The sequence below is a fragment of the Ligilactobacillus sp. Marseille-Q7487 genome (assembly GCF_949152225.1).
Classification (GTDB): Bacteria; Bacillota; Bacilli; order Lactobacillales; family Lactobacillaceae; genus Ligilactobacillus.
The window spans coordinates 870,096-893,845 of sequence record NZ_CASCJC010000001.1 but is presented as its reverse complement, the minus strand read 5'-3'; the positions used below and the strand labels follow the sequence as shown (position 1 = coordinate 893,845).

General features: G+C 33.7%; 22 protein-coding genes. 3 read left to right on the top strand and 19 right to left on the bottom strand.

Annotation, left to right across the window (positions count from 1 at the left end; translation table 11 throughout):
* Positions 1 to 18 precede the first annotated feature (18 nt).
* The 11 genes from topA to QM017_RS04420 form a co-directional block, all read right to left on the bottom strand.
* Positions 19 to 2,139: a type I DNA topoisomerase gene (gene topA / locus QM017_RS04470; protein WP_178196379.1), complete on the bottom strand. Its 2,121-nt coding sequence runs from the start codon at positions 2,137 to 2,139 to the stop codon at positions 19 to 21.
* A gap of 54 nt (positions 2,140 to 2,193) precedes the next feature.
* Positions 2,194 to 3,078 (bottom strand): DNA-processing protein DprA, encoded by an 885-nt coding sequence (dprA, locus tag QM017_RS04465; RefSeq protein WP_178196381.1) that lies wholly within the window; start codon positions 3,076 to 3,078, stop codon positions 2,194 to 2,196.
* A 58-nt stretch (positions 3,079 to 3,136) separates the two neighbouring features.
* Complete coding sequence (locus tag QM017_RS04460) at positions 3,137 to 3,904, bottom strand: ribonuclease HII (protein ID WP_282708973.1); 768 nt, start codon at positions 3,902 to 3,904, stop codon at positions 3,137 to 3,139.
* 5 nt (positions 3,905 to 3,909) lie between these two features.
* Positions 3,910 to 4,770, bottom strand: coding sequence for a ribosome biogenesis GTPase YlqF (gene ylqF, locus QM017_RS04455; RefSeq protein WP_282708972.1), 861 nt, complete (start codon positions 4,768 to 4,770; stop codon positions 3,910 to 3,912).
* Positions 4,771 to 5,023: 253 nt separating this feature from the next.
* Positions 5,024 to 5,752, bottom strand: a complete 729-nt coding sequence (locus tag QM017_RS04450) for an ABC transporter ATP-binding protein (protein WP_282708971.1) — start codon at positions 5,750 to 5,752, stop codon at positions 5,024 to 5,026.
* Between the two features lie 183 nt (positions 5,753 to 5,935).
* Entirely contained in the window at positions 5,936 to 8,194 is a 2,259-nt protein-coding gene (pflB, locus tag QM017_RS04445; protein ID WP_178196418.1) for a formate C-acetyltransferase, read from the bottom strand.
* Positions 8,195 to 8,402: 208 nt separating this feature from the next.
* The gene (lepB, locus tag QM017_RS04440) at positions 8,403 to 8,939 is read right to left on the bottom strand and encodes a signal peptidase I (protein WP_282708970.1); all 537 of its coding nucleotides are present in this window, start codon (positions 8,937 to 8,939) and stop codon (positions 8,403 to 8,405) included.
* Positions 8,940 to 9,040: 101 nt separating this feature from the next.
* Complete coding sequence (locus QM017_RS04435) at positions 9,041 to 10,447, bottom strand: S41 family peptidase (protein WP_178196391.1); 1,407 nt, start codon at positions 10,445 to 10,447, stop codon at positions 9,041 to 9,043.
* Positions 10,448 to 10,466: 19 nt separating this feature from the next.
* A complete protein-coding gene (locus QM017_RS04430; protein ID WP_178196393.1) occupies positions 10,467 to 10,691 on the bottom strand; it encodes a YozE family protein in 225 nt (74 codons plus the stop codon).
* Between the two features lie 15 nt (positions 10,692 to 10,706).
* Positions 10,707 to 11,330, bottom strand: coding sequence for a YpmS family protein (locus tag QM017_RS04425; protein ID WP_282708969.1), 624 nt, complete (start codon positions 11,328 to 11,330; stop codon positions 10,707 to 10,709).
* Positions 11,331 to 11,334: 4 nt separating this feature from the next.
* Positions 11,335 to 12,243, bottom strand: a complete 909-nt coding sequence (locus tag QM017_RS04420; protein WP_178196397.1) for an SGNH/GDSL hydrolase family protein — start codon at positions 12,241 to 12,243, stop codon at positions 11,335 to 11,337.
* A 131-nt stretch (positions 12,244 to 12,374) separates the two neighbouring features.
* Here QM017_RS04420 and QM017_RS04415 point away from each other — a divergent pair, with 131 nt between their 5' ends.
* Positions 12,375 to 12,980, top strand: coding sequence for a hypothetical protein (locus QM017_RS04415; protein ID WP_178196398.1), 606 nt, complete (start codon positions 12,375 to 12,377; stop codon positions 12,978 to 12,980).
* 85 nt (positions 12,981 to 13,065) lie between these two features.
* Here QM017_RS04415 and QM017_RS04410 read toward each other — a convergent pair whose 3' ends face one another.
* From QM017_RS04410 to dapB, 5 genes are read right to left on the bottom strand one after another with little or no spacing between them, the layout of a single operon-like run.
* Positions 13,066 to 13,569 carry a dihydrofolate reductase gene (locus QM017_RS04410; protein WP_282708968.1) on the bottom strand — a complete coding sequence of 168 codons (504 nt, stop codon included), beginning with the start codon at positions 13,567 to 13,569 and terminating at the stop codon, positions 13,066 to 13,068.
* 9 nt (positions 13,570 to 13,578) lie between these two features.
* Positions 13,579 to 14,535 (bottom strand): thymidylate synthase, encoded by a 957-nt coding sequence (locus QM017_RS04405; protein WP_178196402.1) that lies wholly within the window; start codon positions 14,533 to 14,535, stop codon positions 13,579 to 13,581.
* Positions 14,536 to 14,552: 17 nt separating this feature from the next.
* Positions 14,553 to 16,439, bottom strand: coding sequence for an ABC-F family ATP-binding cassette domain-containing protein (locus QM017_RS04400; protein WP_178196404.1), 1,887 nt, complete (start codon positions 16,437 to 16,439; stop codon positions 14,553 to 14,555).
* Positions 16,440 to 17,660, bottom strand: coding sequence for a CCA tRNA nucleotidyltransferase (locus QM017_RS04395; protein WP_282708967.1), 1,221 nt, complete (start codon positions 17,658 to 17,660; stop codon positions 16,440 to 16,442). It abuts the gene before it with no gap.
* Positions 17,657 to 18,445, bottom strand: a complete 789-nt coding sequence (gene dapB, locus QM017_RS04390) for a 4-hydroxy-tetrahydrodipicolinate reductase (protein ID WP_178196408.1) — start codon at positions 18,443 to 18,445, stop codon at positions 17,657 to 17,659. Before dapB ends, QM017_RS04395 begins: the two co-directional genes overlap by 4 nt.
* A 163-nt stretch (positions 18,446 to 18,608) precedes the next feature.
* Here dapB and QM017_RS04385 point away from each other — a divergent pair, with 163 nt between their 5' ends.
* Positions 18,609 to 19,430 carry a YitT family protein gene (locus QM017_RS04385; RefSeq protein ID WP_282709560.1) on the top strand — a complete coding sequence of 274 codons (822 nt, stop codon included), beginning with the start codon at positions 18,609 to 18,611 and terminating at the stop codon, positions 19,428 to 19,430.
* A 137-nt stretch (positions 19,431 to 19,567) separates the two neighbouring features.
* Complete coding sequence (locus QM017_RS04380) at positions 19,568 to 20,389, top strand: integrase (RefSeq protein ID WP_282708966.1); 822 nt, start codon at positions 19,568 to 19,570, stop codon at positions 20,387 to 20,389.
* Between the two features lie 42 nt (positions 20,390 to 20,431).
* Here QM017_RS04380 and QM017_RS04375 read toward each other — a convergent pair whose 3' ends face one another.
* From QM017_RS04375 to der, 3 genes are all read right to left on the bottom strand, one after another.
* Positions 20,432 to 21,700 carry a tetratricopeptide repeat protein gene (locus QM017_RS04375; RefSeq protein ID WP_282708965.1) on the bottom strand — a complete coding sequence of 423 codons (1,269 nt, stop codon included), beginning with the start codon at positions 21,698 to 21,700 and terminating at the stop codon, positions 20,432 to 20,434.
* 122 nt (positions 21,701 to 21,822) lie between these two features.
* Complete coding sequence (locus QM017_RS04370; RefSeq protein WP_178196416.1) at positions 21,823 to 22,098, bottom strand: HU family DNA-binding protein; 276 nt, start codon at positions 22,096 to 22,098, stop codon at positions 21,823 to 21,825.
* Between the two features lie 263 nt (positions 22,099 to 22,361).
* Entirely contained in the window at positions 22,362 to 23,672 is a 1,311-nt protein-coding gene (gene der / locus QM017_RS04365; RefSeq protein WP_178195464.1) for a ribosome biogenesis GTPase Der, read from the bottom strand.
* Between the last annotated feature and the right edge of the window lie 78 nt (positions 23,673 to 23,750).

Here is a 23,750-nt window from a genome sequence, read left to right as displayed (position 1 = left end):
TTCTCCTCAATATTTACTTTATTCACCTTGAATTGCTTCTTGATAATCATCATTTGGACATTTAACTTGTAAACCCTTTTTAACCTTTTTGTATACGAGATAGTGACCACATTTAGGACAATCACGACCAACTGGTTTATCCCAAGAAATAAACTCACATTCAGGATAATTTTCACAACCATAAAAGAGACGATTTTTCTTGGTTTTTCGTTCAATAATTTGTCCTTTATGACAAACTGGGCAAGTCACACCAATCTCTTTAGTAATTGCTTTAGTATTACGACAGTCTGGGAACCGACTGCAAGCATAAAACTTGCCATACTTACCCATTTTAATAACCATCGGAGCCCCACAAATCTCACAATCAATTCCGGCTGGTTCATCTTTAATCTTAACTTTTTCTAACTTACTTTCAGCTAGTTGAACATCTTTAGCAAATGGTTGATAAAACTCGTCAATCAGTCTTACCCACTCTTGTTTACCTTCTTCAATTTCATCTAATCGATCTTCTAATTGCGCTGTGAAATTAATATTTAAAATATCTGGGAAACATTCTTCAATCATTGAATTGACGATTTCACCTAATTCAGTTGGTTCAAATTTACGTGTAACTAATTTAACATAATAACGCTTTTGAATCGTATTTAATGTTGGGGCATAAGTTGAAGGACGCCCCACACCTTTTTCTTCCAAAGTTTTGATTAAGGTAGCTTCCGTATAACGTGCCGGTGGCAAGGTGAAATGTTGATTAGCTTGATTTTTATCCATCATCACTTCATCACCTTGGGCTAATTCTGGCAAAATATTATCTTTGCGTTTAGCTTCAGCGTAGACCTTAGTAAAACCATCAAATTTAAGCTTTGAGCCATTTGCACGATAGGTTACACCGTTTTGTTCCAAATCAACTCGCATAGTATCAATAACAGCTGGTGTCATCTGACTAGCAACAAATCGTGACCAAATTAATGAATATAATTTTAGCTGATCTTTAGTTAAATATTTTTCTAATGACTCTGGTGTTCTTAATACAGATGACGGACGGATAGCCTCGTGTGCATCTTGTGCACCTTCCGAGATTTTTCCTTTACGTGGCTTGACAGCAGCATACTGTTCACCGTAAGTATCATGAATATATTCAGCCGCTTCATGTTTAGCTACATCTGAGATACGTGTTGAATCAGTACGCATATACGTAATCAAACCAACAGCGCCCCCACGACCAATACTAATTCCTTCATATAGTTGTTGCGCTATCATCATTGTCTTTTGTGTCTTAAACTTCAAGACATTATTAGCAACTTGTTGCATCGTGGAAGTTGTAAATGGTAAGGCAGGTTGACGTTTACGTTCCTTTTTTTCAACCTCTGCTACTATAAACGGCTGTTTTTTATCAAGCTTAGCCAACACTGCTTGCACTTCATCATTATTTTTTAATTCAGATTTTTTCCCATCTAAACCATAAAAGCTAGCTTCAAAACTACTTTTATCTTTTTTAAACTGTGCATCTAAGGTCCAATATTCTTCAGGGATAAACGCCTTAATTTCATTTTCACGCTTAATAATTAAATTAAGTGCAATTGATTGGACACGTCCAGCTGACAAGCCTTTTTTGACCTTCGCCCATAATAATGGTGAGATTGAATAACCAACCAATCGATCCAAAACACGTCTTGCTTGTTGAGCATCAACTAAATTCATATCGATTGCTCGCGGTGTTTTAAAGGCGTTTTTAACTGCATCTTTAGTAATTTCGTTGAAAACCACACGATTTTTATCTTTAGGATCTAAACCTAAAAGATACGACAAGTGCCAAGCAATAGCTTCACCTTCACGGTCCGGATCGGCTGCCAAATAAACGTGTGCTGCTTTTTTAGCTTCTTTGCGTAATTCTTTAATAATTTCACCTTTACCACGAATTGAAATATAATGTGGCTCATAATTATTTTCAACATCAATACCCATGGTGCTCTTAGGCAAATCACGAATATGACCTAAACTGGCCATAACCTTATAGCGTGAACCTAAATATTTTTCAATTGTTTTAGCCTTTGAAGGTGATTCAACAATGACTAAGTTCTTTTTAGTAGTACTCTTTTTACGAGTCGTTGTTTTTTTAGTTGTTGTAGGGGATTTAGGCAACTAACCCAACTCCTTTGTTATTTATTCATTTTATATATTAAAATCGTTATCATGTTATTCTATTTTATTGAAGTTTGTCAAGTAATTTGAAAATTCTTCTATTATATCTTGCGGTGTAAGTATCAATTTAGCCCCAGCTTGAATCAATTCATTACATCCTTCAGACAAAGGTTGATATAGTGATCCTGGAATTGCCAAAACATCTCGATTCTCTTGTAAAGCTAAATTAGCAGTAATTAGACTGCCACTTTTATGTCTGGCTTCAACAACCAGCGTAGCTTGAGCTAATCCAGCAATAATACGATTGCGATATGGAAAATGAAACCGCAATGGTTTTTCATCTAAACCATATTCACTAAGAAGTAACCCTTTTTTGCCAATTTCTTGTTGTAAAAAAGCATTACTCTTGGGATAAGAAATATTTAAACCCGTTCCAATTACCGCAATTGTCTTACCATAATTTTTTAGTGTTAAATTTTGAGCTAAACTATCTACTCCTTGAGCCAAACCACTTACAATTGTTAGCTTCATCGCTAATTTAGGCATAAAACTTTCTAATACTTGTGTAGCATAAGAACTCATCTGTCTTGCTCCAACAATCGCTAACATAGGTGTTTGTAACAATTTCAAATCACCTTTGCAAAATAGCACTAAAGGCGGCTGATATATTTCTTTTAATTGAAGTGGATATTGTTCATCTACAATTGTTAACACCTGACTATTAGTGATATTTAAAGCCACTTTTTGCGTTAATTGCTCACTTTTAAAAGCATCATAAAAGTTTTGAGCTTGTTTAGCCGTATAATTTAATAAAACCTGTAACTCTATTGGCGTTGGTAGGCGTGTAAATTTTTGATAAAATTGATAAAGCTTATATTCCCCACTTAAACCAATTCCTGGACAAAGATGCAAGCGTACCAAAAAGTCTCTTTCTTTCATTTAATATGTCACGTCCTTTTGCGTATTATTTTCCATCATAAAATACGCAAAAAAACACTTAAAACATGTATTTTGATTTAATTGGTTCAAAAGTTAAGCGATGAATTGGCGTTATTCCTAAGCTTTCTAAACCTGCCAAATGATTTTTGGTCCCGTAGCCATCATTTTTAGCAAAATCATAACCAGGATAAAGACGATCATAAAAAGTCATCAAGTGATCTCGATAAACTTTAGCTACAATACTTGCTGCTGCAATTGAAGCTGATTTAGCATCACCTTTAATTAACTTGTCTTGAGGGATTTGACTATCAATTTGCATTGCATCAATTAATAAATGTTGTGGTTGTACACTTAAATTTTCAACAGCTTGCTTCATGGCTTGTCTAGTAGCTTGATAAATATTAATATCATCAATCAGTTGATTGTCCGCAATGCCAATCGAAACACTCACAGCTACTTCTAAAATTTTTAAATAAAGTTCTTCGCGTTTTTTTTCAGATAATTGCTTAGAATCATTAACATCAACTAGATTAAAATCATGCGGCAAAATAACTGCTGCACTTACCACTGGACCAGCTAATGGGCCACGTCCAACTTCATCAATGCCTGCAATATAATCAACGTCTTGTTGCCATAACTGACGTTCTAATGTCAAACGTTTGGCAAACTGTTCTTGTTTTTGGGCTAGTTGTGCTTGTTTTTTATAGTAACTTTGTAATTGAGTTTGCACTCCTTTACGTTCATCGCTTGCTAACAATTCTAACTCTTGTTGACTAGGTGTACTTGCTAGTAATTCTTTAACTTGTTTAATCGTTAATTTTGTCATTTTTCCTAATCCTTTAACTTGCTTGCATTAACTGGAACTTTATCTAAAGTATAACAGCCTAATTTACCTTTACGAATTTCAATAATCAATCGTTCACTTGCACGTTCGTAATCATCTTTAAAGCCAAATTTTTGCGTCAACATTAACAAAATATCAACCACTGGCTCTTGTAATTGTTGTTGTGTCAAACGGTAACGTTCTGTAAGTGCCCCAGGATTAGTTGCAATAAAATGTTCTAAGGCATACAATGCCACATCATCTTTATGATAAAGCGTATCTTTGATTGCACCGGTTAAAGCTAATTTTTTACCAACTAACTCATCTTCGAATTTTGGCCATAATACCCCTGGAGTATCTAACAACTGTAATTCTTTACCAGCTTTTAGCCATTGTTGAGATTTAGTCACCCCTGGTTTATTACCAACTTGGGCAACATTTTTTTTGACTAATCGATTTAAGAGCGTTGATTTTCCGACATTAGGAATCCCTACACACATCGCCCGAATGGTTTGATTATTAATTCCACGTGCCTGTCTTTTAGCAATTTTATCGGCTAACATACTCATTAATTTTTTTTCAATGATTTTTAAAGCTCCTTGATTGCTATTAACTGCAATTGCTGGTTGACCGCAACTTTCATAGTAGTTAACCCACGCTTTAGTTTGCTTAGAGTCTGCTAAATCCATCTTAGTTAAAACAAGTAACGACATTTTATCATTTAATAATTCAGCTAACTGAGGATTACGCGAAGATTCTGGTAACCTTGCATCGACTAATTCTAAAACAACATCGACTGCTTTAAGATTTTCTTTAACTTGACGTAAGGCCTTTGCCATATGGCCCGGAAACCATTGAATAGTTGCCATCGTTTCATCATCCCTTCATTAATTATTAGTTAGAAATTAAATTTTTAAAAAAATAAAGTAATCAAGTACCATTGTAACATGTTTTTAGCTTTTTTGATTTTTAAAATAAATTTTCCAACTTCATTTAAACAAAAAAGTTTAGGCAAAATCAAAGCCTAAACTTAATTAATTTCAATAATCTAACTAAAAATGTGACCTGAACTTCTAGTTTTAATTAAAACGTTTGGATAATTGTCTAAAATTTTTCGCAATTTTACCAAACCATATCCACGCTTTGCTCAGTTAAATAAAAAATTTCTTCTGTTTTTGGTAAATTATCTATCAGTTTCTTAGGAATTTCATACAATTCTTCAGCAATAAATACGTCGATTGCAACACTTTCTTCAAATACTCTATCATTTAGCAATAAAATATAATCAACAAAAGATTTAATCTGATATAAATCATGCGTGATTAACAAAATGGTCTTGCCTTGCGCTTTTAATTGTTTAATTTGTTTTACAAACTTTTCTACACTATCATAATCCATGCCAGCTGTTGGTTCATCTAAAATTAATAACTTAGGGTCAGACAAGGTCGCAAGTAAGAATGAAAGTTTTCGCTTTTGTCCGCTCGAAAGTGTCGCTGTTTTTTGCTTTTTTTCTTTTATTAGATCAAATTTTGTCAAAAGCTCATCAATATTGACTTTTTGCTTAAAAAATGAAGCTTGTAATTTAATTAAATCATTAACACTTAAATCTTTTGGAAAATAATCTTCTTGAAAAACAACTCCAACTTCGTTTTTAATATTCAAATTATTTTTAATTTCACCGGAATCTTCTTTAATAAGTTTAAGCAAAATACTAATAAAAGTTGTTTTACCCGCCCCATTTTTTCCAAGTAGCGTATAAACTTTACCCAATGCTAATCTTAAAGATAACCCCTTCAAAACTTCTTTAGTACCATATTTCTTTTTTAAATCATTAATCTCAATTAAATTCATCTTTTCCCCCAAAAAACAGATTTTTTAGCTACATCTTAATTTATTAAGTATAACTTATTTATTTTTATTTTTTTGCTCCTTGTCAAAAAACGGATTTAATTAATCATTTCTGGTTAAAGTTCTTTTTACAAAACAAAAAAACCGAGTAAAACACTGTTTTACTCGGTCTATCAATCACTTATCTTACATCATACGATGATCAGTTCTAGAAATAACGTCACGGCGTTGTTCTGGTGTCAAATCTCTAAAGCGAACTGCATAACCAGAAACACGAATAGTGAAGTTAGCATACTTAGGATTATCAATATCCTTGTCCATTTCTTCTAACAATTCACGCCCAAAGACGTTAACGTTTAGGTGGTAACCACCTTTATCGAAGTAACCATCTAACACGTTACGTAAGTTATCAATTTGCATGTCTTCATCATCAGTCCGGCCCAAAGCGCCTGGATTGATTGTTTGTGTATCAGAAATTCCATCTAATGCACATGCATAGTTTAACTTAGCTGTTGAGTTTAAGGATGCAAGCAAGCCATTCTTTTCACCTAAGAACTTACCATCATGATAACTTGGATTTGCCCCTGGAGCAAGTGGTTTACCCGCACGACGACCATCAGGAGTGTTACCTGTGTTCTTACCATAAACAACGTTTGAAGTAATTGTCAATAATGACAAGGTTGGAGTTGAATTACGGTATGTGTGTTGACGTTTGATTTGGCTCATGAAGTATTCTAAAATCCAGTTTGCTGCTTCATCAGCTTCATCGTTGTCATTACCATAAGTTGGGAATTCGTTTTGTGGAATATAGTCAACAGCAATGCCATCTTCATCGCGGATAACCTTAACATTACCATGTTTAATCGCCATCAAGGAATCAGCCGCATGAGAAATACCAGCAATCCCTGTTGCAAAGGTCCGTTTCAAATGCGTATCCATCAAAGCCAATTGTGGAGCTTCATAAGCATACTTATCATGCATGTAGTGAATTACATTTAAAGTATTTACATATAATTCAGCTAACCAATCCATGATATCCTTGTAGCGTTCGATAAATTCATCATAATCAAGCGTATCGCCTTCCATTGGTCTAAAGCGTGGGCCAACTTGCATCTTGGTGATTTCATCAACCCCACCGTTAATTGCATACAAAACAGCTTTAGCCAAGTTAGCACGAGCACCGAAGAATTGCATATCTTTACCGATAACAGTTGCAGACACACAACATGCAATCGCTGCGTCATCAGAACCCCAGTATTGTCTTAACAAATCATCATTTTCAAATTGGATTGATGATGTTTGGCGCGCAATCTTAGCTGCATATGTTCTAAAGCCTTTTGGTAAGCGTGAAGAATATAAAACAGTCAAGTTTGGTTCTGGGGATGGTCCCATGTTGATTAAAGTATGCAAGATACGGAAATCATTTTTAGTTACTAAGGAACGGCCATCGATATTCATCCCTGCAATTGATAATGTTGCCCAAATTGGGAAGCCAGAGAATAATTGGTTGTATTCTGGAGTACGTGCAAATTTAACCATACGTAATTTCATGATTAAATGATCGATTAATTCTTGTGCTTCAAATTCAGTGATCAAACCACGATCTAAATCACGTTGAATATAAATATCTAAGAATGCAGAAATACGACCGATTGACATTGCAGCACCGTTTTGTGATTTGATAGCTGCTAAATAACCAAAGTAAAGCCATTGGATAGCTTCTTTAGCATTAGTTGCTGGTTTAGAAATATCGTAACCATATGAAGCTGCCATTTCTTTCATATCAGCTAAAGCACGATATTGTTCAGTAACTTCTTCACGCAAACGAATTACATCGTCTGTCATTACCTTATTACCAATCAAGCTCCAGTCTTTTTTCTTTTGTTCCATCAAGTAGTCAATACCATATAAAGCTACCCGACGGTAATCGCCGATGATACGGCCACGACCATAAGCATCTGGTAAACCTGTAATAATCTTGTTTTTACGCGCTAAACGCATTTCATCTGTATAAGCATCAAACACACCTTGGTTATGTGTCTTACGCCATTTGTTAAAGATAAATGTCATTTCATCGTCAGTTTCATAACCATTAGAAACAAGTGCTTTGTTAGCCATGTTAATCCCACCAAATGGCATAAATGCTTGCTTCAATGGTTCGTCAGTTTGCAAACCAACAATTTTTTCTTCTTCTTTAATTAAATAACCTGGTTTATGTGAAGTAATTGTTGCAGGGATATTATTATCCATGTTATACACGCCATTTTTTTCGTGTTGTACTTCAAATAACTCTTGTAACTTATTCCATAATTTTTCTGTTGATGGAGCGGCTTTTTCTAAAAAGCTATCATCACCTGTATATTCAGTATAATTTTGCTTAATGAAGTCTAAGGTATTAATTTCTCTTTGCCATCTACCAGCTTTAAAGCCTTCCCATTCTTTCATAACCATTTTTTCCATAACTAACCTCCTTGGGTGTTTAAAAGCAATAGATTATTAGCGCTTTCAAGACATATAATACATTCTTTTGTGACAAATGTCAAAAGAAAATTCTGATATACAATGTAAATGTATTCTTATATTTCTGTCAAAAAGCGCGATTTTATGCAGTTGTTTGTGCTACACTTCACATTCTTCGAATATTTATTATAAGTTATAGCCAACTAAAATTTTTTAACGGCCAATATGTCAAAACAGCCTGTCCTTGAATCCATTCTGTTTTTACTGCACCAAAAGTTCGCGAATCTTTGCTTATTCGTCGGTTATCGCCTAAAACAAAATATCTTCCTTCAGGTACTGTATCTACATTTAACAAATCTTTTAAGGTAAAATCCGAAGTATATGTTTGTTTGGCATCTAAATCCAATGGTTCCAAAAACTTTTCAGAAATATATTTACCATCAACATAAAGTTTATCATCTTTATATTCGATTTTCTCACCAGGCAAGCCAATTACGCGCTTTATATAAGTTTCACCACTCGGCATTTTAATTACAACAATATCAAAACGCTTGATTTTACCAAAATGTCTAACTAATACTTCATCACGATTATGCAAGGTTGGTTCCATTGAATCTCCTTCAACTTGTAAAGGAACCAGTACAAATAAACGAATAAATAAAGCCAAACAAACAGCACAAAAGATCAATGGAATCCAATAACCAAATCTAATCTTTTTTATTTTTTGCATTTTATTACCTTCACTGAATAAATTTATTTTCACTCACTAGTATACATATTTTTACTAGATATGACAAAAACACATCGTAAAAAACGATGTGTTTTATCTATCTATTTTAACAAATTAATTGCTTTTTGATATGCTGTATCTTTAAGAAGACGATACTTAGCTAATATTACATTTAAAGTTGTTTGCGTTATTTTCCCATTTTCTTGCAGTTTATTTTCTTGTTGAAACTGTGCTACAACATTTTTGGTCGTTTCATCAAAAGTCCCATTCACTGTTACTGTATAGCCCAAATCTGCTAAGATTTTTTGTAAAATACAAACTTGAAGACTTTCATCGCCAAGCTGATAATTACCATTTATTACACCTTGGGTGGTAAAAACCGTGCTATTTGCGGTTATGTCTGGTTGTAAGCCTTTATGATGAATCCAATTTCCCTTAGGTGTTAACCATTTTGCAATTGTTAATTTAAGCTCTGTTTGATCTTTAAATGGTATAGTAGTTTGTACTGTCCCTTTCCCAAAAGACTTAGTTCCTACCAACTTAACATGCGCACTTTGTTTCAAGGCTCCTGCGAATATTTCAGCAGCACTAGCTGAATTTCCATTAATCAAAACCGTGGTTGGTTCAAAAATCTTAAACCCTTTATCATACTTCGCTTGTGCTTTGTATACTTGCTTTTGACCTTGTTTATCTTCAATTTGCATAATTGTTTTACCGTCTTTCAAAAACATCGATGATAAATTCAAGGCCTGATCTAGCAAGCCACCTGGATTATCCCGCACATCAATAATCCATTTTTTAGCACCTGATTTTCGTAATTTCTTAATCATAGTTTTAAACTCTTGTGTTGTTCGTTTCGAAAAACTAGTAATCTGAATATAACCAACTTGTTTATCGTTTGAATCAATAAAACCATTTACGGTTGCTACATTAATTTCTTTACGCATTAGTGTTTTAGTTAATATTTTATCTTGACGCTTAAACGTCATTTTAACTTCAGTATTAGCCTTTCCCTTAATCAATTTAGTAACTTGATTTAAACTTTTATTATCAATTTTTTTACCATCGATTTTTAAAATGATATCCCCTTTTTGTAAATCTGCTGTTTGCGCAGGTGAATTGGGTGTGATTGCTGTAATTTTAACTCCTTGATCATCCTTAGTAACTTCGACACCAATGCCTACAAAACTACTAGAAATAGTTTCATTAAGATTTTTTGTTGCCTGTTTGTCTAAATACTCTGAGTATTGATCATCTAAGCTTTTTACCATCCCCTCAATCGCACTATCGGTTAATTTATTAGCTTTAACATCTTGATAGTAATTATCTGAAATGGCTTGATAAACTGTACTAATTTTTGCTAACGATTTATTTGTTTTTTGTAAAGCATTTAATTGATCATTTAATAACCAATACATTCCACTTGCTCCTATAAAAAGAGCTAATACCCCAATTAGTACTACTACCCCCAGACTATATTTTTTAGTATTTCGCCTTTCTTTTCGCATAAAAATTCCTCTTTGATATCTAAGCTAATTTTTCAAGATAATTATGCCAAGCATCGTCAAATACCGACATACTTGGCAAATAGCCTGCATTTAATTCTAGATAAGCTGAAACTTCTTCATACTCACTTGCTTGTTTAGGAAAACTTTGATCATAAAAAGCATTATTAGCAAATTGTGCTATTTCATCAATTGCATTAGGATCTCTTTGAGTCATTAAATACTGATAAAAAGATTGTCTTTTCATTTTTAATCTCCTTGATTACTCTAATGGTATCGAAACTTTAAATAAAAATTTATCTTTATTTAAATCAAGTTCTTGGCCTTTTACTGTAAGACCTTGTTTTTCAACAATTTTATTTAAGTCTAGTGTGATTGTCTCTTTTTTAGTATTGATACGCACTCCTTGACCTAGGTCATAATTTCCTTTGATGTAACCTAAGATAAAACTAGGCGGTGCATTCAATGAGCCAATTGCTACTGACTTTGCTTTAAGCATAATGTTACCTTCTTTATCTAATTTAGGTTGCGTATATAAAGTAAAAGATACATCTTTCCCTAAAATTTTTGTTGTTCCCATCAAAATTGCCGATTTATCTAGTAAAAAACGATATTTAATACCCTTTTTTTCTTTTTTAGCTAAATAATAATTAATTGCAGCATTGAGCTGTTCTTTATTCATCGATACATCTATATCCGCCGTTTGTTGTGCCTTTATTAATTGTGTAGCACTTTTTTGAATCTGTATTTGATCATTACTTGGCATCGTCACCTTAAGCCAAATGAACGCTCCAGTTGCAAGTATCAAAGCTAATAATACAATAAAAGCCCACTTCCATGGATTTATTTTCTTTTTCAAAATCTTATTTTGTTTACGTGTTTGCATTTCGTTACTCCTTTTGCCACTTATCTTTATTAGCTTGCATAACTTGATACAACTGTGAAGCCATGTATTTGTAACCTTTTAAATTAGGATGGAAATGATCAGCACTTGATAAGTAGTTATTTTTTTCTTCTTGGTTAGTTAAAATATTTTCAAGTTTATCACTAGATATTTTCGTCAAATCAACAGGCGTTGTTTGTTTCAATTTTTGCTTAGATTGTTTCAAATATTGTCCTTGTGAAAGTTGTTGATTAATATCGACAAAATACACTTCTTTTGTACTTTCACCCACATTTTGCGCAATTTGATTCCAGCGGTTAGTATATTTTTGCAAGTCAGTTATTTGCGGAAAATAAACATAAAATGGGTTATAAATACTAAATAAGAATATTGGTGCTTTTTTGTTATAACTACGAATTTTTGATAGTAAATCTGTCAGTGATTTTTGATATTTTTTTTCAGCTTTAGGCATTGCACTATCTAGTTGGTTAGATGCTAACAATAAAAAATTATCCTGTAAAACTTTCATTAAATCATTACCACCAACGGTCAAAGTAATTACATCTGCTTTTTTTAACTTTTTTTGAATATTTGCTTGTTGTTCAATTCGTGTTTGAATTTGATCACTACGATCACCAGTTTTACCAAAATTGGCAGTTTGAACTTGATAATCTTCTTTTTGTAATCGTTTTTTTATCAAATATACATAGCCACCTTTATTTGTTGTATCACCAACTCCATGTGTCAACGAATCCCCAATTGCTACTAGAGAAATTCTTTTTTCCTTTTGTGGGGATGCAAAATTTGAGCTTAGTTCTTGATGCGGTTTAAAAAATAAAAATAATCCCCCTAAAAACACTAAGGTTAAACATACTAAACTAACAATAAAAATAAGACTGCTTTTAAGATGTTTCACTTTAATCTTTCCTAACTTTAAAATCTAACTTTTAATAATTTTACCGCAAAAACCTGTAGTATGCTACAATTGACTTAAAGCCTTATACAGAGCTTAAGAGAAGATTAACTCTTTTTTAAAGGAGTGTTAATATGACTAAACCACAAAATTTATTTAATCAATTATTTAACTGTTTTTGTGCTACCTGTTGTTTAGGTTTTAATATTTGGTTAAATATCTGGCTTTTAAAAACTACTAATTCTTCTACTAGTCTGATTATTGCAGCTAGTTTACAATTGGGTTTTGGATGTTGTTATTTTGGATTAAAAATCCTTGCTAATTCTTTAGCAAAAACCAAAGCTTATCATGTGTTTAGCCTCCTAAGTCTAGCCTTTGGTTGTTTTTTTATCAGCAGTTGTTTTTTTATACTTAACTTTGGACTAAGCTTGAATGCTTGGGGATGGTGCTTTTTTGGTTTAAGCTTAATCTGGAGTATATTGCGCACAATCTTTAAAAGTATTTGGCCTAATTGCCACCCTATTTATGGTATAATCAGTGGTCTCTTGTTATTTAGTAGTAATTTTATTATTTTAACTTGGCAATTACAGATAGTTTCGATTTGGTTAATAAGTGCTTTAATTTTAGGCAGTTTGAGTTTTTGTTTGCAAAACTTTTCTAAAACTACATTATTCGGTAATTTTTTCGAACTTTTTGCTCTTTTAAGCTGGATTCTTGGATTTATTTTACTGGTAAACTAAAAAACTTTCTTACTAGCTGATATGTACTTTTTTACTGGATGATCCAGTAAAAAAGTATAAATCAAAAAAGTAAGAAAGTCTTTTTTTACTTGCGCCGATAAACCAAAAACTCATGTGGATAATGATTTTTTTCATCGATTTTCCCTGATTTTTGTTCAATCAACTCAAATTCATCATAATTTAAAGTAGGCATCTTAGTATCACCTTCAAATGTTGCTGCAATTTGTGTGACGTATAGCAGATCTACTTGATCTTTATATTGTTCAAACAAAGAAGCCCCACCAATGATATAACATAATTCAGCAGCATGTTCAGCCAGCCATTCATCCAATTTAGCTTTACTATTTAGTACACAGACTTGCTTATTATTCGCATATTTATCAGCAAGTGTCACATCATGCGTCAAAATCACATGTAACCTATTCGGTAACAGCCCAGGAAAACTTGCAAATGTTTTTTTACCCATAATCATCGGATGACTGGCAGTTACTTGTTTAAAGTAGGCTAAATCAGAGGGTAAATGCCACGGAAGTTTACCCTGATAGCCGATATGTCCTGCTTGATCTTGCGCCCAAATAAATCCTAACATGCTAGCCTCCTAAACTGCTACCGGCGCTTTAATTGCCGGTGCAGGTTGATAATTTTCAACCTTAATATCATCCATCTCAAAGTCTAAAACTGCTTTTTTAGTTGGATTTAACCATAAAGTTGGTGCATCTTGTGGCTTTCGTGTTAATTGCTCTTTAACTTGTTCAAAATGATTGCTATAAATATGAGCATCACCTAAAGTATGCACAAATTCACCAACTTGTAAGCCTGTTTCGCGTGCAATCAGATGTGTCAACAAAGCATAACTTGCAATGTTGAACGGGACACCTAAAAAGACATCCCCACTTCTTTGATATAACTGACAGCTCAACTTATTATCCGCTACATAAAATTGAAAAAGACTATGACATGGTGGTAAAGCACTGGTTGGTACATCTTCTGGATTCCAAGCTGTGACAATCAAACGCCGCGAATCTGGCGTTGTTTTAATCATTTCAATTACATCTTTAATTTGATCGATTGTTTGTCCTTGACTAGTCTTCCAATGACGCCATTGTGCACCATAAACATCACCTAAATTACCGTATTTTTGTGCAAATTCATCATCAGATACAATTTTTTGACAAAAAATATCTTTTTGTTCATGATAAATCTCAGCAAACTCAGGATCTTTTTGTGAACGCAAACCAAAATCTTGCATATCTGGGCCCTGATATTGAGCACTATTTACCCAATTTTTAAATGCCCATTCATCCCAAATGTGATTATTATGCTTTAATAAATATTGAATATTCGTATCACCACGTAAAAACCATAACAATTCACTTTTAATCAATCCAAAAGGTACACGTTTAGTTGTTAATAACGGAAAACCTTGACTCAAATCAAAACGCATTTGATAACCAAACAAACTTTTAGTCCCTGTATTGGTACGATCTGTTTTTAAAGTTCCGTGATTTAAAATATCTCGGATTAACTGCAAATATGGTTCTTCTAAAATCGCCATCTAAAACACTCCCTTATTTATTCCACATACTGCCCTAATTCTTCCCAGCGTAACATTTTTTCTTCTGCCTGTTGTTGACATTCGTCAATTTGACGCTGTAAATCGCCTAATAAAGCATAATCGTCACCTTTAGCAGTATTCATCTGCATAGTTAATTCGGCTTGCTTTTGCTCTAATTGTTCGATTTCTTCTTCTAGCTTAGCATATTCAATCTTTTCAGCATAGGTTAATTTGGTTTTCACCTGCTGTTTTGCCGGTTTTTCTTGAACCTGTTTTTTTATTTGAGTTGTTTGAACCTTTTCGTTAGTTTGTTGTCTTTTAAGATAATCACTAAACAAACCTATAAAACGTTCAATCTTAGCTTGACCTTCAAAGACTAGTAATTCATCTGCTACCTTATCCAAGAAATAACGATCATGCGACACAGTAATTACCGTTCCATTAAAATTTTCAAGATAATCTTCTAATACCGTTAATGTTGCAATATCTAAATCATTAGTCGGCTCGTCTAACAACAAAACATTTGGTTGTTGCATCAAGAGCTTTAATAAATATAAGCGCCGTTTTTCTCCACCAGAAAGCTTACGAATCAACGTTCCGTGCATGAATCGTGGAAATAAGAATCGTTCTAAAAGTTGCGTCGTACTGATTCTTTCACCATTCTTATCAACGATATCTTGACCGATTTCATTTAAATAGTTAATCATACGTTTATCTTCTGGAATTGGTTCTGTTTGTTGTTGATAATATGCCAATTTAACCGTTTCACCTACGATTAATTGTCCTTGATCAAGACTTAACTTACCTGCTAAAGCATTCAAAAAACTTGATTTTCCTGCACCATTAACCCCTGTAATCCCAATTCGATCTCCGGCTTTAACCAATAAGTCAAAATCTTTAATAATTTGGTGCGTTGCAATTTTTAAGCTTGCATTTTGTAATTCCAAAACTTTTTTACCTAATCGGCTTTGTGCCAAATCAATTTGAACATTACCATCAACTTGAACTTTATTTAAATTTCCTTCTAGCTCTTCGAAACGATTAATACGTGCTTGTTGTTTAGTTGTACGTGCCTTAGCTCCTGTACGCATCCAAGCTAATTCTTTTTTATAAAGTTGCTGTTGTTTATGTTCTTGAATCAATTCACGCTCAACACGTTGTGCTTTTTGGCTAACAAAGTCTTGGTAATTGCCACTGTAAGTGTATAGCTTACCAAATGATAATTCCATAATTTGTGTTGCTAAACGATCAAGAAAGTATCTATCATGAGTTACAACTAACAAGGCTCCCTTATAATTAGCCAAATAGCCTTCCAACCATGCAATTGAATCGAAATCCAAATGGTTAGTTGGTTCATCTAATATCAATAAATCTGGTGCTTGTAATAAAACTTGCGCTAGTCCTACTCGTTTCTTTTGTCCACCAGAAAGACTAGCTACTTGTTGTGTCAGATCCGTAATATGAAGTTGCGTCAAAATCATCTTCACATCACTTTCTGCATTCCAAGCATCTTCTTGATTCATTAAGGCTTCAGCTTTGATGTAACGTTGTTCGCATTTTTTATCGTCTGGATTTTGACCATAAGCTTCCACCGCTTGTTCATAAGCACGAATAGTTTGAAAAACAGGTGCAGCTCCATCAAACACTGCGTCTAATACACTTTTTTGCTCATCCAGTTGAGGTTGTTGCATTAAATAGCCAATCCGATAATCATTAGGACAAATCAAATCTCCTTGGTCAGCTGGATCAATTTGACTTAATGCATTTAATAATGTTGTCTTACCTGAGCCATTGGTCCCAATAAGTCCGATTCGATCGCCCTCATTAATAATGAAATTTAAATCTTCAAATAATGTTTTTTCTCCATAAGTTTTAGTTAAGTGCTCGACTCGCAAAGTTTGCATCTACTTCACTCTTTCATTCATTGATAATTGCTCTATAGCATAGGCTTCTAGGTCTCGGCTATTATTTTTAAGTTGACCATCCAAAACTAATTGCTCAACTCTTGCTAATAATTCACCTAAACTAGGCCCTGGTTGATAGCCTAAGGCCATTAAATCTTTTCCATTTAGACAAAGCTGTTTTTTATTTTTTAATGGCAACAATTCATATTGAGTCATTAATTGTTCTTCTTTCCAACCAAAGCCAGCTTGTAAAGCTAATTGATTTGCACAACTAATTAAATCTTTTCCCGTTTCAAATAACAATCGTTTAGTCACATTTTCAGTCTTTAACGATTGCAAAAACGCTATAACTTTTTGTGTCTTTTGAATAGTTTCATTAGCACATTTCCAAGCACGTAATAACTCTACTGTATCTTGTTTTGTCAAATTCAAACAAAAACTCAAGTAAGCCCAACATTGTTCATCGCTTTGACAACTAAAAGGTTGCATTTCTAACATAGTTTGTAATCCTTGCTTTTTAGTTTCCAACAGCGGACAATAACGATACATCTTAGTTTCAATAAATGCTTGTAATCCCTGAGATGGGGCTTTTCCTTTTAATAGTTTAATCCACTCAACATGAATTCTTTCAACCGCAATTTTTTCTAATAAAGGTGCGTTTTGAACGATTGCCTGAAGTGTTTGTTTTTCAATTTTAAAATCCAATTGACTAGAAAAACGCAAGGCTCGCATCATTCGTAAAGCATCTTCATGAAACCGTTCTTGCGCAATACCAACGGCTCGAATAATATGCGCGTCTAAATCGGATAATCCTCCAAACAAATCAACAATCTGACCATTAGAGTCCATTGCCAAAGCATTAATCGTCAAATCACGTCGCTTTAAATCCTCTGCTAATGAACGTACAAATTCTACTTTATCTGGGCGCCGATAGTCTTGGTATGTCGATTCTGTACGAAAAGTCGTAATCTCATAGCCAATCCCATGATCTAAAACCATTACAGTTCCATGTTCAATCCCTGTATCAACCGTTTTTGAAAAAATTTGCTTAATCTCTGCAGGATAAGCACTTGTGGCAATATCAATATCATGAATCTCCAAACCTAATAAAGTATCGCGCACACTGCCACCTACAAAATAAGCTTCAAAGCCGGCTTCTTGAATTTTCTTTAAGATTGGTAATGCTTCTTTAAATTTTTGAGGAATTTTTGTCAATCTCATAAAATATTTTCCAATCCCACCATTAATTCTTGATATTTTTGAATCTTTTCAACTGCCACTGCTACACCTGACATAAATGAAATACGATCAAATGAATCCTGACGAATTGTTAATGCTTCACCTTTACCACCAAACAATACTTGTTCATGCGCCACATAACCTGGTAAACGAATTGCATGAATCTTCATTCCTTGATAATCAGCGCCTCTTGCTCCTGGGAGTAATTCTGTTTCTTGCGGGTTACCTTGAATATGTTCTTGTCTAACTTCAGCAATCATCTTAGCAGTATTAAGGGCTGTTCCTGATGGCGCATCTAATTTATTATCATGATGCATCTCGATTATTTCAACATCAGGTAAATACTTGGCGGCTTGCTTAGCAAATTGCATCAATAGCACAGCTGAAATACCAAAGTTTGGCGCAATCAAACCACCAATTTTTCTTTGACTGGCAATCTCTTGTAATTGAGTCACCTGTTGAGCAGTTAATCCAGTAGTCCCAACAACAGGTGAAATACCGTGTTCTAGTGCAAACTTAACATTTTCAAAAACAGCACTAGGATGAGTAAAATCAACCCACACATCGATTTTGTCGGTCGCAATTTCTTCTTTGTCACGATATACAATTACATCTTGATTTTGATATTCAATTAACTCATTTAAATTTTTTTCTTGTGCCTTAAGATCATATACTGCTGTCAATTTAAATTTAGGATTATCTATAATCATTTGGACCGTTGTGGCACCCATTTTACCTTTAAATCCTGCTACTAACACATTTATCATTCAAATCATTCCTTCTAAATATATATATTACTATCATATCATAATCTTCTTTTATTTTTAGCGTTATTTCTTTAAAAGTGTTATGATAGTAAGGCAAACATTTATGATCTGGGAGGGAGTCTTCTTGAAAAATGAGGAAAAAGTTCGCTTGCTCGATTTATTAATGATTACTATTGGCTGTGGTTTATATGCCTTTGGTTTAGTAATGGTTAATATCGCCAACAATCTTGCGGAAGGTGGCGTTACGGGAATTACATTAATATTACGCTATTGGTTGCATATTAATCCGGCTTACTCAACTTTAGCACTCAATATACCTTTAATCCTTATTGGCTATCATTATTTAGGGAAACGTTCTTTATTATATACAATATTTGGTACTATCACCTTATCCGTTTGGATTTGGATTTGGCAACGAATTCCTTTAAGCATCGATATTCATCATGACTTATTTATTGCTGGTGTTTTAGCCGGAATTTTAGGTGGTGGTGGCTCTGGCTTAGTTTATCGTTTTGGTGGAACTACCGGTGGTGCCGATGTTGTTGCACGTATCTTTGAAAGGCATCGCGGAGTTGCTATGGGAAAAACATTATTAATTTTTGATACCATCGTGTTAGTTCTTTCATTAAGCTATATCGATATCCGTCAAATGATGTATACCCTATTAGCCGCCTATGTCTTTTCACGAATTGTAAACTTCACACAAGAAGGTTCATACGCTGCTCGTGGCGTTATTATCATCACTTCTACGCCAGAGACAATCGCTCATGATATCATGGAAAACCTCGATCGTGGTGTAACTTACTTACACACTGAAGGTGCCTATTCTAACGAACAACGTAAAGCTATCTATTGCGTTGTGAGCCCTAGTGAACTTACTGCGGTTAAACGTATCATAGATAATTATGATCAACGGGCATTCGTTTCAATTCTTGAAGTAGGAGAAGCTTTAGGAGAAGGCTTTTCTTTTGAACCCCAAAAATAAAATTTTACAACCAATCCAGGCTTTGCCCTGGATTTTTTTGCCTGTAAATCATTAGATTTTTAGCAGGTACTAGTCTAGAACGTTTTTTTGTGTTAAAGTTAAAGTAACTTCTTATTATGAATTAGGGGGATAATCAAATGTCTTTTCCTTATGAACAACACTTTCGGAAATATTTACAAACTGAAAAATTTTTAGAAGACATCACGATTAATGATATTTGTCATGATGTTTCTGATCTTTTTATCCATTTACGCAATTTTAACCCTATTTACCGTGAAAATCCTGATCTTTCCTTACTAGAACAAAGTGATATCAAAGATTATTTCAATATGTTACAGGTTAAACGTGAAATCAAAAATTCTACTTACAATAAGGTACTAACTCATCTAAATAGCTATTTTATCTTTTTGTTCAGTCATAAGTTAACAACTAGTATGCCAACGTTAACACTTAAAGGACTTGCAAAACAAGAAACTTCTATTACCGGTTTAGATTGGACAACTAATTTAACAACTTTTCTTACAGATCAAAGTTTAAGTTATTACACACGTTTAATGTTATTATTGCTCAGTAAGTTTTATACGATTAATGAAATTCTACAGCCAAACTTTTATCAAATCTTAGCTAACTGTGAGCTATCTGTTGAACAACAAAAGTTTTTGACCGAGTTTATGGTTTTTATTGCGCCTTTACAAGAACTTCAAAACTGTCAAGATTTGTTTTTAAAACAACGAATTAACTTGGCCAATCCTCGTTTGAGTTTACCTGGATTGCATAAATTTTTAAAAAAGGATCAAGCTCATTGTAGCTTAATCCTTAGTCCACAGAAACTTTATCAAAGTGCTATTTTATATCATTTAAATACTCATCTTGATACACCAACTGAGCGATTACTAACAACATTGAGACTTAATCCGACATCTTTAATTTATTATAAAAAGCAAGCCGCATTACTTTAAAAAACCTAGTTGTAGGAAAAATGCTTCCTACACTAGGCTTTTTTAATATAGTTCGCTATTTAATTCAGTAAATAACTGTTCCATTTCAAAATCATCATTGACTTGTTGTAAATATTTTTGAACACAATACAATGCTTCTTCACGCAAACCGACATTTCTAAAGAATAAAGTTGCATCATGCAAAAAGTCGACGGACTCATCTAATTGCTTTAAAACTGCTTGATAATCTTCAATAGCTTCATCATAACGATCTAAACGAACCAATGCTTTTCCACGATTCCAATATAGTTGCGGATCGCTTTGTTCTTGTGACAAATACTCTTCTAATAATGCTAAGTTTTCCTCATCTAATTTCAATGCATCTAACAAATTGCTTAGCTCAAGTAACAAAGTCAAGTTTTCTGGTTCAAGCTCTAATCCCTTATGCCAGTATTTTTGAGCTTGCTCATTTTGTCCTAACTTAGCAGCCACACGTCCTGCCATTTGATATAATTCGACATTATATGAATCAACACTTATCCCCTCTTGAAATGTCACTAAAGCATCATTTAGTTGCCCATTTTGTTCATATGCAACACCTAAATAAGGATAAAGTGTTGCATAGTCAGCAGTCATTTCTTTTAGTTCTTCAAAATTTTGAATAGCATGTTCGTAATCTTTTAGCTGTAATTGAGTAAAAGCCAATTGAAACAACGTATCAGCATCTAATTGAGGCAACGGTATTTGTTCCAAATACTGTCGTGCTTGTTCAAACTCTCCACTGGCTGCATATGAGACACCTAAACGTTGTAAAATGTTAACCTTAGCATATTCTAAAATATCTGCTTTTATTAATTTCAAATAAAAGTCGCTTGCTTGGCGATATTGTTTTAAGCTAAAGTAAAGTTCTCCTAAAGCAAACCAGATTACAGCCTCATCTGGAGCTAAACGATAAGCTTGTAATAATTTTTGCTCACTAATCTCAAATAAACCCTGTGTTTGATAAAGATCTGCTAAAACTAACAAAGCTTCTAAATAAGCATTCGAAGTAGGTGTTACTTGTTTTAAGTAATTTAATGCCTCATCATCTTTGCCTTCACTTATAGCAATTTCTGCTAATGCCGTTTTCAATTCATCCTCAGTTGGAAATTGTTCTAATAATTTAGTATAAACACGCTTAGCCATGTTAGAAAAACCTAAAGAATACAACTCTTCTGCTAAACTAAATAACATTTCGGGTTCATCTTTGCGCAAAGCCCAAAAAAACTCTTTTTCAGCAGCTTGAATCTGTCCTTTAAGCAATAAATCTAATGTCTTTTCAGAATACGTCATCTAATCTCACCTTTTAATATTATCTTTTATAATACTAACATAACTTCTTTGATTTTACATCGTATACTAAAAAAGAACCTCAGATTAAATCTAAGGTTCTTGGATGTAATTGAAATTAAAAATTATTTAACTGCATCTTTAAGTGCCTTACCTGGTTTAAAAGCAGGTACCTTGCTTGCAGGAATTTCGATTTCGTCGCCAGTTTGTGGGTTACGACCCTTACGAGCTGCACGTTCACGAACTTCAAAGTTGCCAAAACCGATAAGTTGAACTTTTTCGCCGTCCTTCAAGAAATCTTGAATAGAACCGAAAACAGCATCAACTGCAACAGTTGCATCTTTTTTGGTCAAGCCTGTTTTTTCTGCAACAGTTTCAATTAATTGTGCTTTGTTTGCCATATATTTCACCTCCTGAGTGAATAATTGATATAAATATTTATATCATTTATTTGCTTTCTAACTAATTAGAAAACTGTAAAACAACGACTAACAAAATCATTGCTCATTGATATGATAGCATATAAAAAGCTATCATAACAAGCTTTTTGACATTTTTTTTGACAAAAAACTTCCAAATTTTCTAATTATTTTTAATAATATTTAATTATTTAAAAATGAAACAACAATTTCATCAAAATAAACTAAAATTCAATTAAAACGCTTTATTTACGTCTACGTGATACAACATTAATTGGTGTTCCCTCAAAATCAAATGCAGTTCGAATTTGATTTTCTAAAAAACGTTCATATGAAAAATGCATTAATTCTGGATCATTGACAAAAACCACCAACGTTGGAGGTTTTACCGCAACCTGGGTTGCATAATAAACACGCAATCGTTTGCCATTATCGGTTGGAGTTGGATTATGTGCAATAGCATCCATCACAACATCATTTAATACAGCTGAAGATACTCGTCGTGCGTGATTATCATTTACCTTCTTAATCAAACTAGGCAGGTTTTCCAATCTTTGATGTGTCTTAGCAGAAACAAAAATAATCGGAGCATAACTTAGATATTGAAACTCTTGGCGAATTTTGGTTTCGAATTCTTTCATTGTATGATTATCTTTTTTCAAAGTATCCCATTTATTAACAACAATGATAATACCACGTCCTGCTTCGTGTGCATAGCCAGCAACATGTTTGTCTTGTTCTCTGATTCCCTCTTCAGCATTCAAAACCACACAAACTACATCTGAGCGATCTATTGCGCGCATTGCACGTAAAACTGAATATTTTTCGGTTGACTCATAAACCTTGCCCCGTTTACGAATTCCGGCTGTATCAATCATTGTAAATTCTGTTTGATCCTCAGTCACAAATCGAGTATCGATTGCATCACGAGTCGTTCCCTCAACGTTTGATACGATTACACGATTTTCGCCTAAAATAGCATTAACTAATGAAGATTTACCAACATTAGGTCGGCCGATAAAGCTAAATTTAATTGAATTATCTTCACTGGCTTCACCTTTAACAGGGAATTCTTTACAAATCCGATCAAGTAAATCTCCTGTTCCAATTCCGTGAGTTCCAGAAATTGCTATGGGATCTCCAAAACCTAAGCTATAAAAATCATAAATTTCTGTACGTAATTCAGGATTATCAATTTTATTAACAGCCAAAATTACTGGTTTATCGGTTTGATACAGGATACGCGCAACTTTTTCATCTGCATCTGTGACCCCTTCACGTCCACTAACAACAAATACAATTACATCAGCTTCATCAATTGCAATTTTTGCTTGTTCCGTAATCTGGGTTAAAAATGGTTCATCTCCAATATCAATCCCACCGGTATCAATTAAGTTAAATGGTTGGCCTAACCATTCACTTTGTGCGTAAATACGATCACGAGTCACGCCGGCAATATCTTCAACAATTGAAATGCGCTCACCAGCAATTCGATTAAAAACAGTTGATTTACCAACATTAGGTCGTCCTACGATTGCCACTACTGGATTTGCCAACTAGCAACGCCTCACTTTCTTATTTTATCTATCTTTTATTTTTAACAAAAAACTGACCCAAAGGCAAGTAACTTCTGG

Coding starts and splice junctions, on each gene's coding strand:
- dprA (WP_178196381.1), bottom strand. CDS start 3,078: ATGAAAGAAAGAGACTTTTTGGTACGCTTGCATCTTTGTCCAGGAATT.
- QM017_RS04460 (WP_282708973.1), bottom strand. CDS start 3,904: ATGACAAAATTAACGATTAAACAAGTTAAAGAATTACTAGCAAGTACA.
- ylqF (WP_282708972.1), bottom strand. CDS start 4,770: ATGGCAACTATTCAATGGTTTCCGGGCCATATGGCAAAGGCCTTACGT.
- QM017_RS04450 (WP_282708971.1), bottom strand. CDS start 5,752: ATGAATTTAATTGAGATTAATGATTTAAAAAAGAAATATGGTACTAAA.
- pflB (WP_178196418.1), bottom strand. CDS start 8,194: ATGAAAGAATGGGAAGGCTTTAAAGCTGGTAGATGGCAAAGAGAAATT.
- lepB (WP_282708970.1), bottom strand. CDS start 8,939: ATGCAAAAAATAAAAAAGATTAGATTTGGTTATTGGATTCCATTGATC.
- QM017_RS04435 (WP_178196391.1), bottom strand. CDS start 10,447: ATGCGAAAAGAAAGGCGAAATACTAAAAAATATAGTCTGGGGGTAGTA.
- QM017_RS04430 (WP_178196393.1), bottom strand. CDS start 10,691: ATGAAAAGACAATCTTTTTATCAGTATTTAATGACTCAAAGAGATCCT.
- QM017_RS04425 (WP_282708969.1), bottom strand. CDS start 11,330: ATGCAAACACGTAAACAAAATAAGATTTTGAAAAAGAAAATAAATCCA.
- QM017_RS04415 (WP_178196398.1), top strand. CDS start 12,375: ATGACTAAACCACAAAATTTATTTAATCAATTATTTAACTGTTTTTGT.
- QM017_RS04410 (WP_282708968.1), bottom strand. CDS start 13,569: ATGTTAGGATTTATTTGGGCGCAAGATCAAGCAGGACATATCGGCTAT.
- QM017_RS04405 (WP_178196402.1), bottom strand. CDS start 14,535: ATGGCGATTTTAGAAGAACCATATTTGCAGTTAATCCGAGATATTTTA.
- QM017_RS04400 (WP_178196404.1), bottom strand. CDS start 16,439: ATGCAAACTTTGCGAGTCGAGCACTTAACTAAAACTTATGGAGAAAAA.
- QM017_RS04395 (WP_282708967.1), bottom strand. CDS start 17,660: ATGAGATTGACAAAAATTCCTCAAAAATTTAAAGAAGCATTACCAATC.
- dapB (WP_178196408.1), bottom strand. CDS start 18,445: ATGATAAATGTGTTAGTAGCAGGATTTAAAGGTAAAATGGGTGCCACA.
- QM017_RS04385 (WP_282709560.1), top strand. CDS start 18,609: ATGATTACTATTGGCTGTGGTTTATATGCCTTTGGTTTAGTAATGGTT.
- QM017_RS04380 (WP_282708966.1), top strand. CDS start 19,568: ATGTCTTTTCCTTATGAACAACACTTTCGGAAATATTTACAAACTGAA.
- QM017_RS04375 (WP_282708965.1), bottom strand. CDS start 21,700: ATGACGTATTCTGAAAAGACATTAGATTTATTGCTTAAAGGACAGATT.
- QM017_RS04370 (WP_178196416.1), bottom strand. CDS start 22,098: ATGGCAAACAAAGCACAATTAATTGAAACTGTTGCAGAAAAAACAGGC.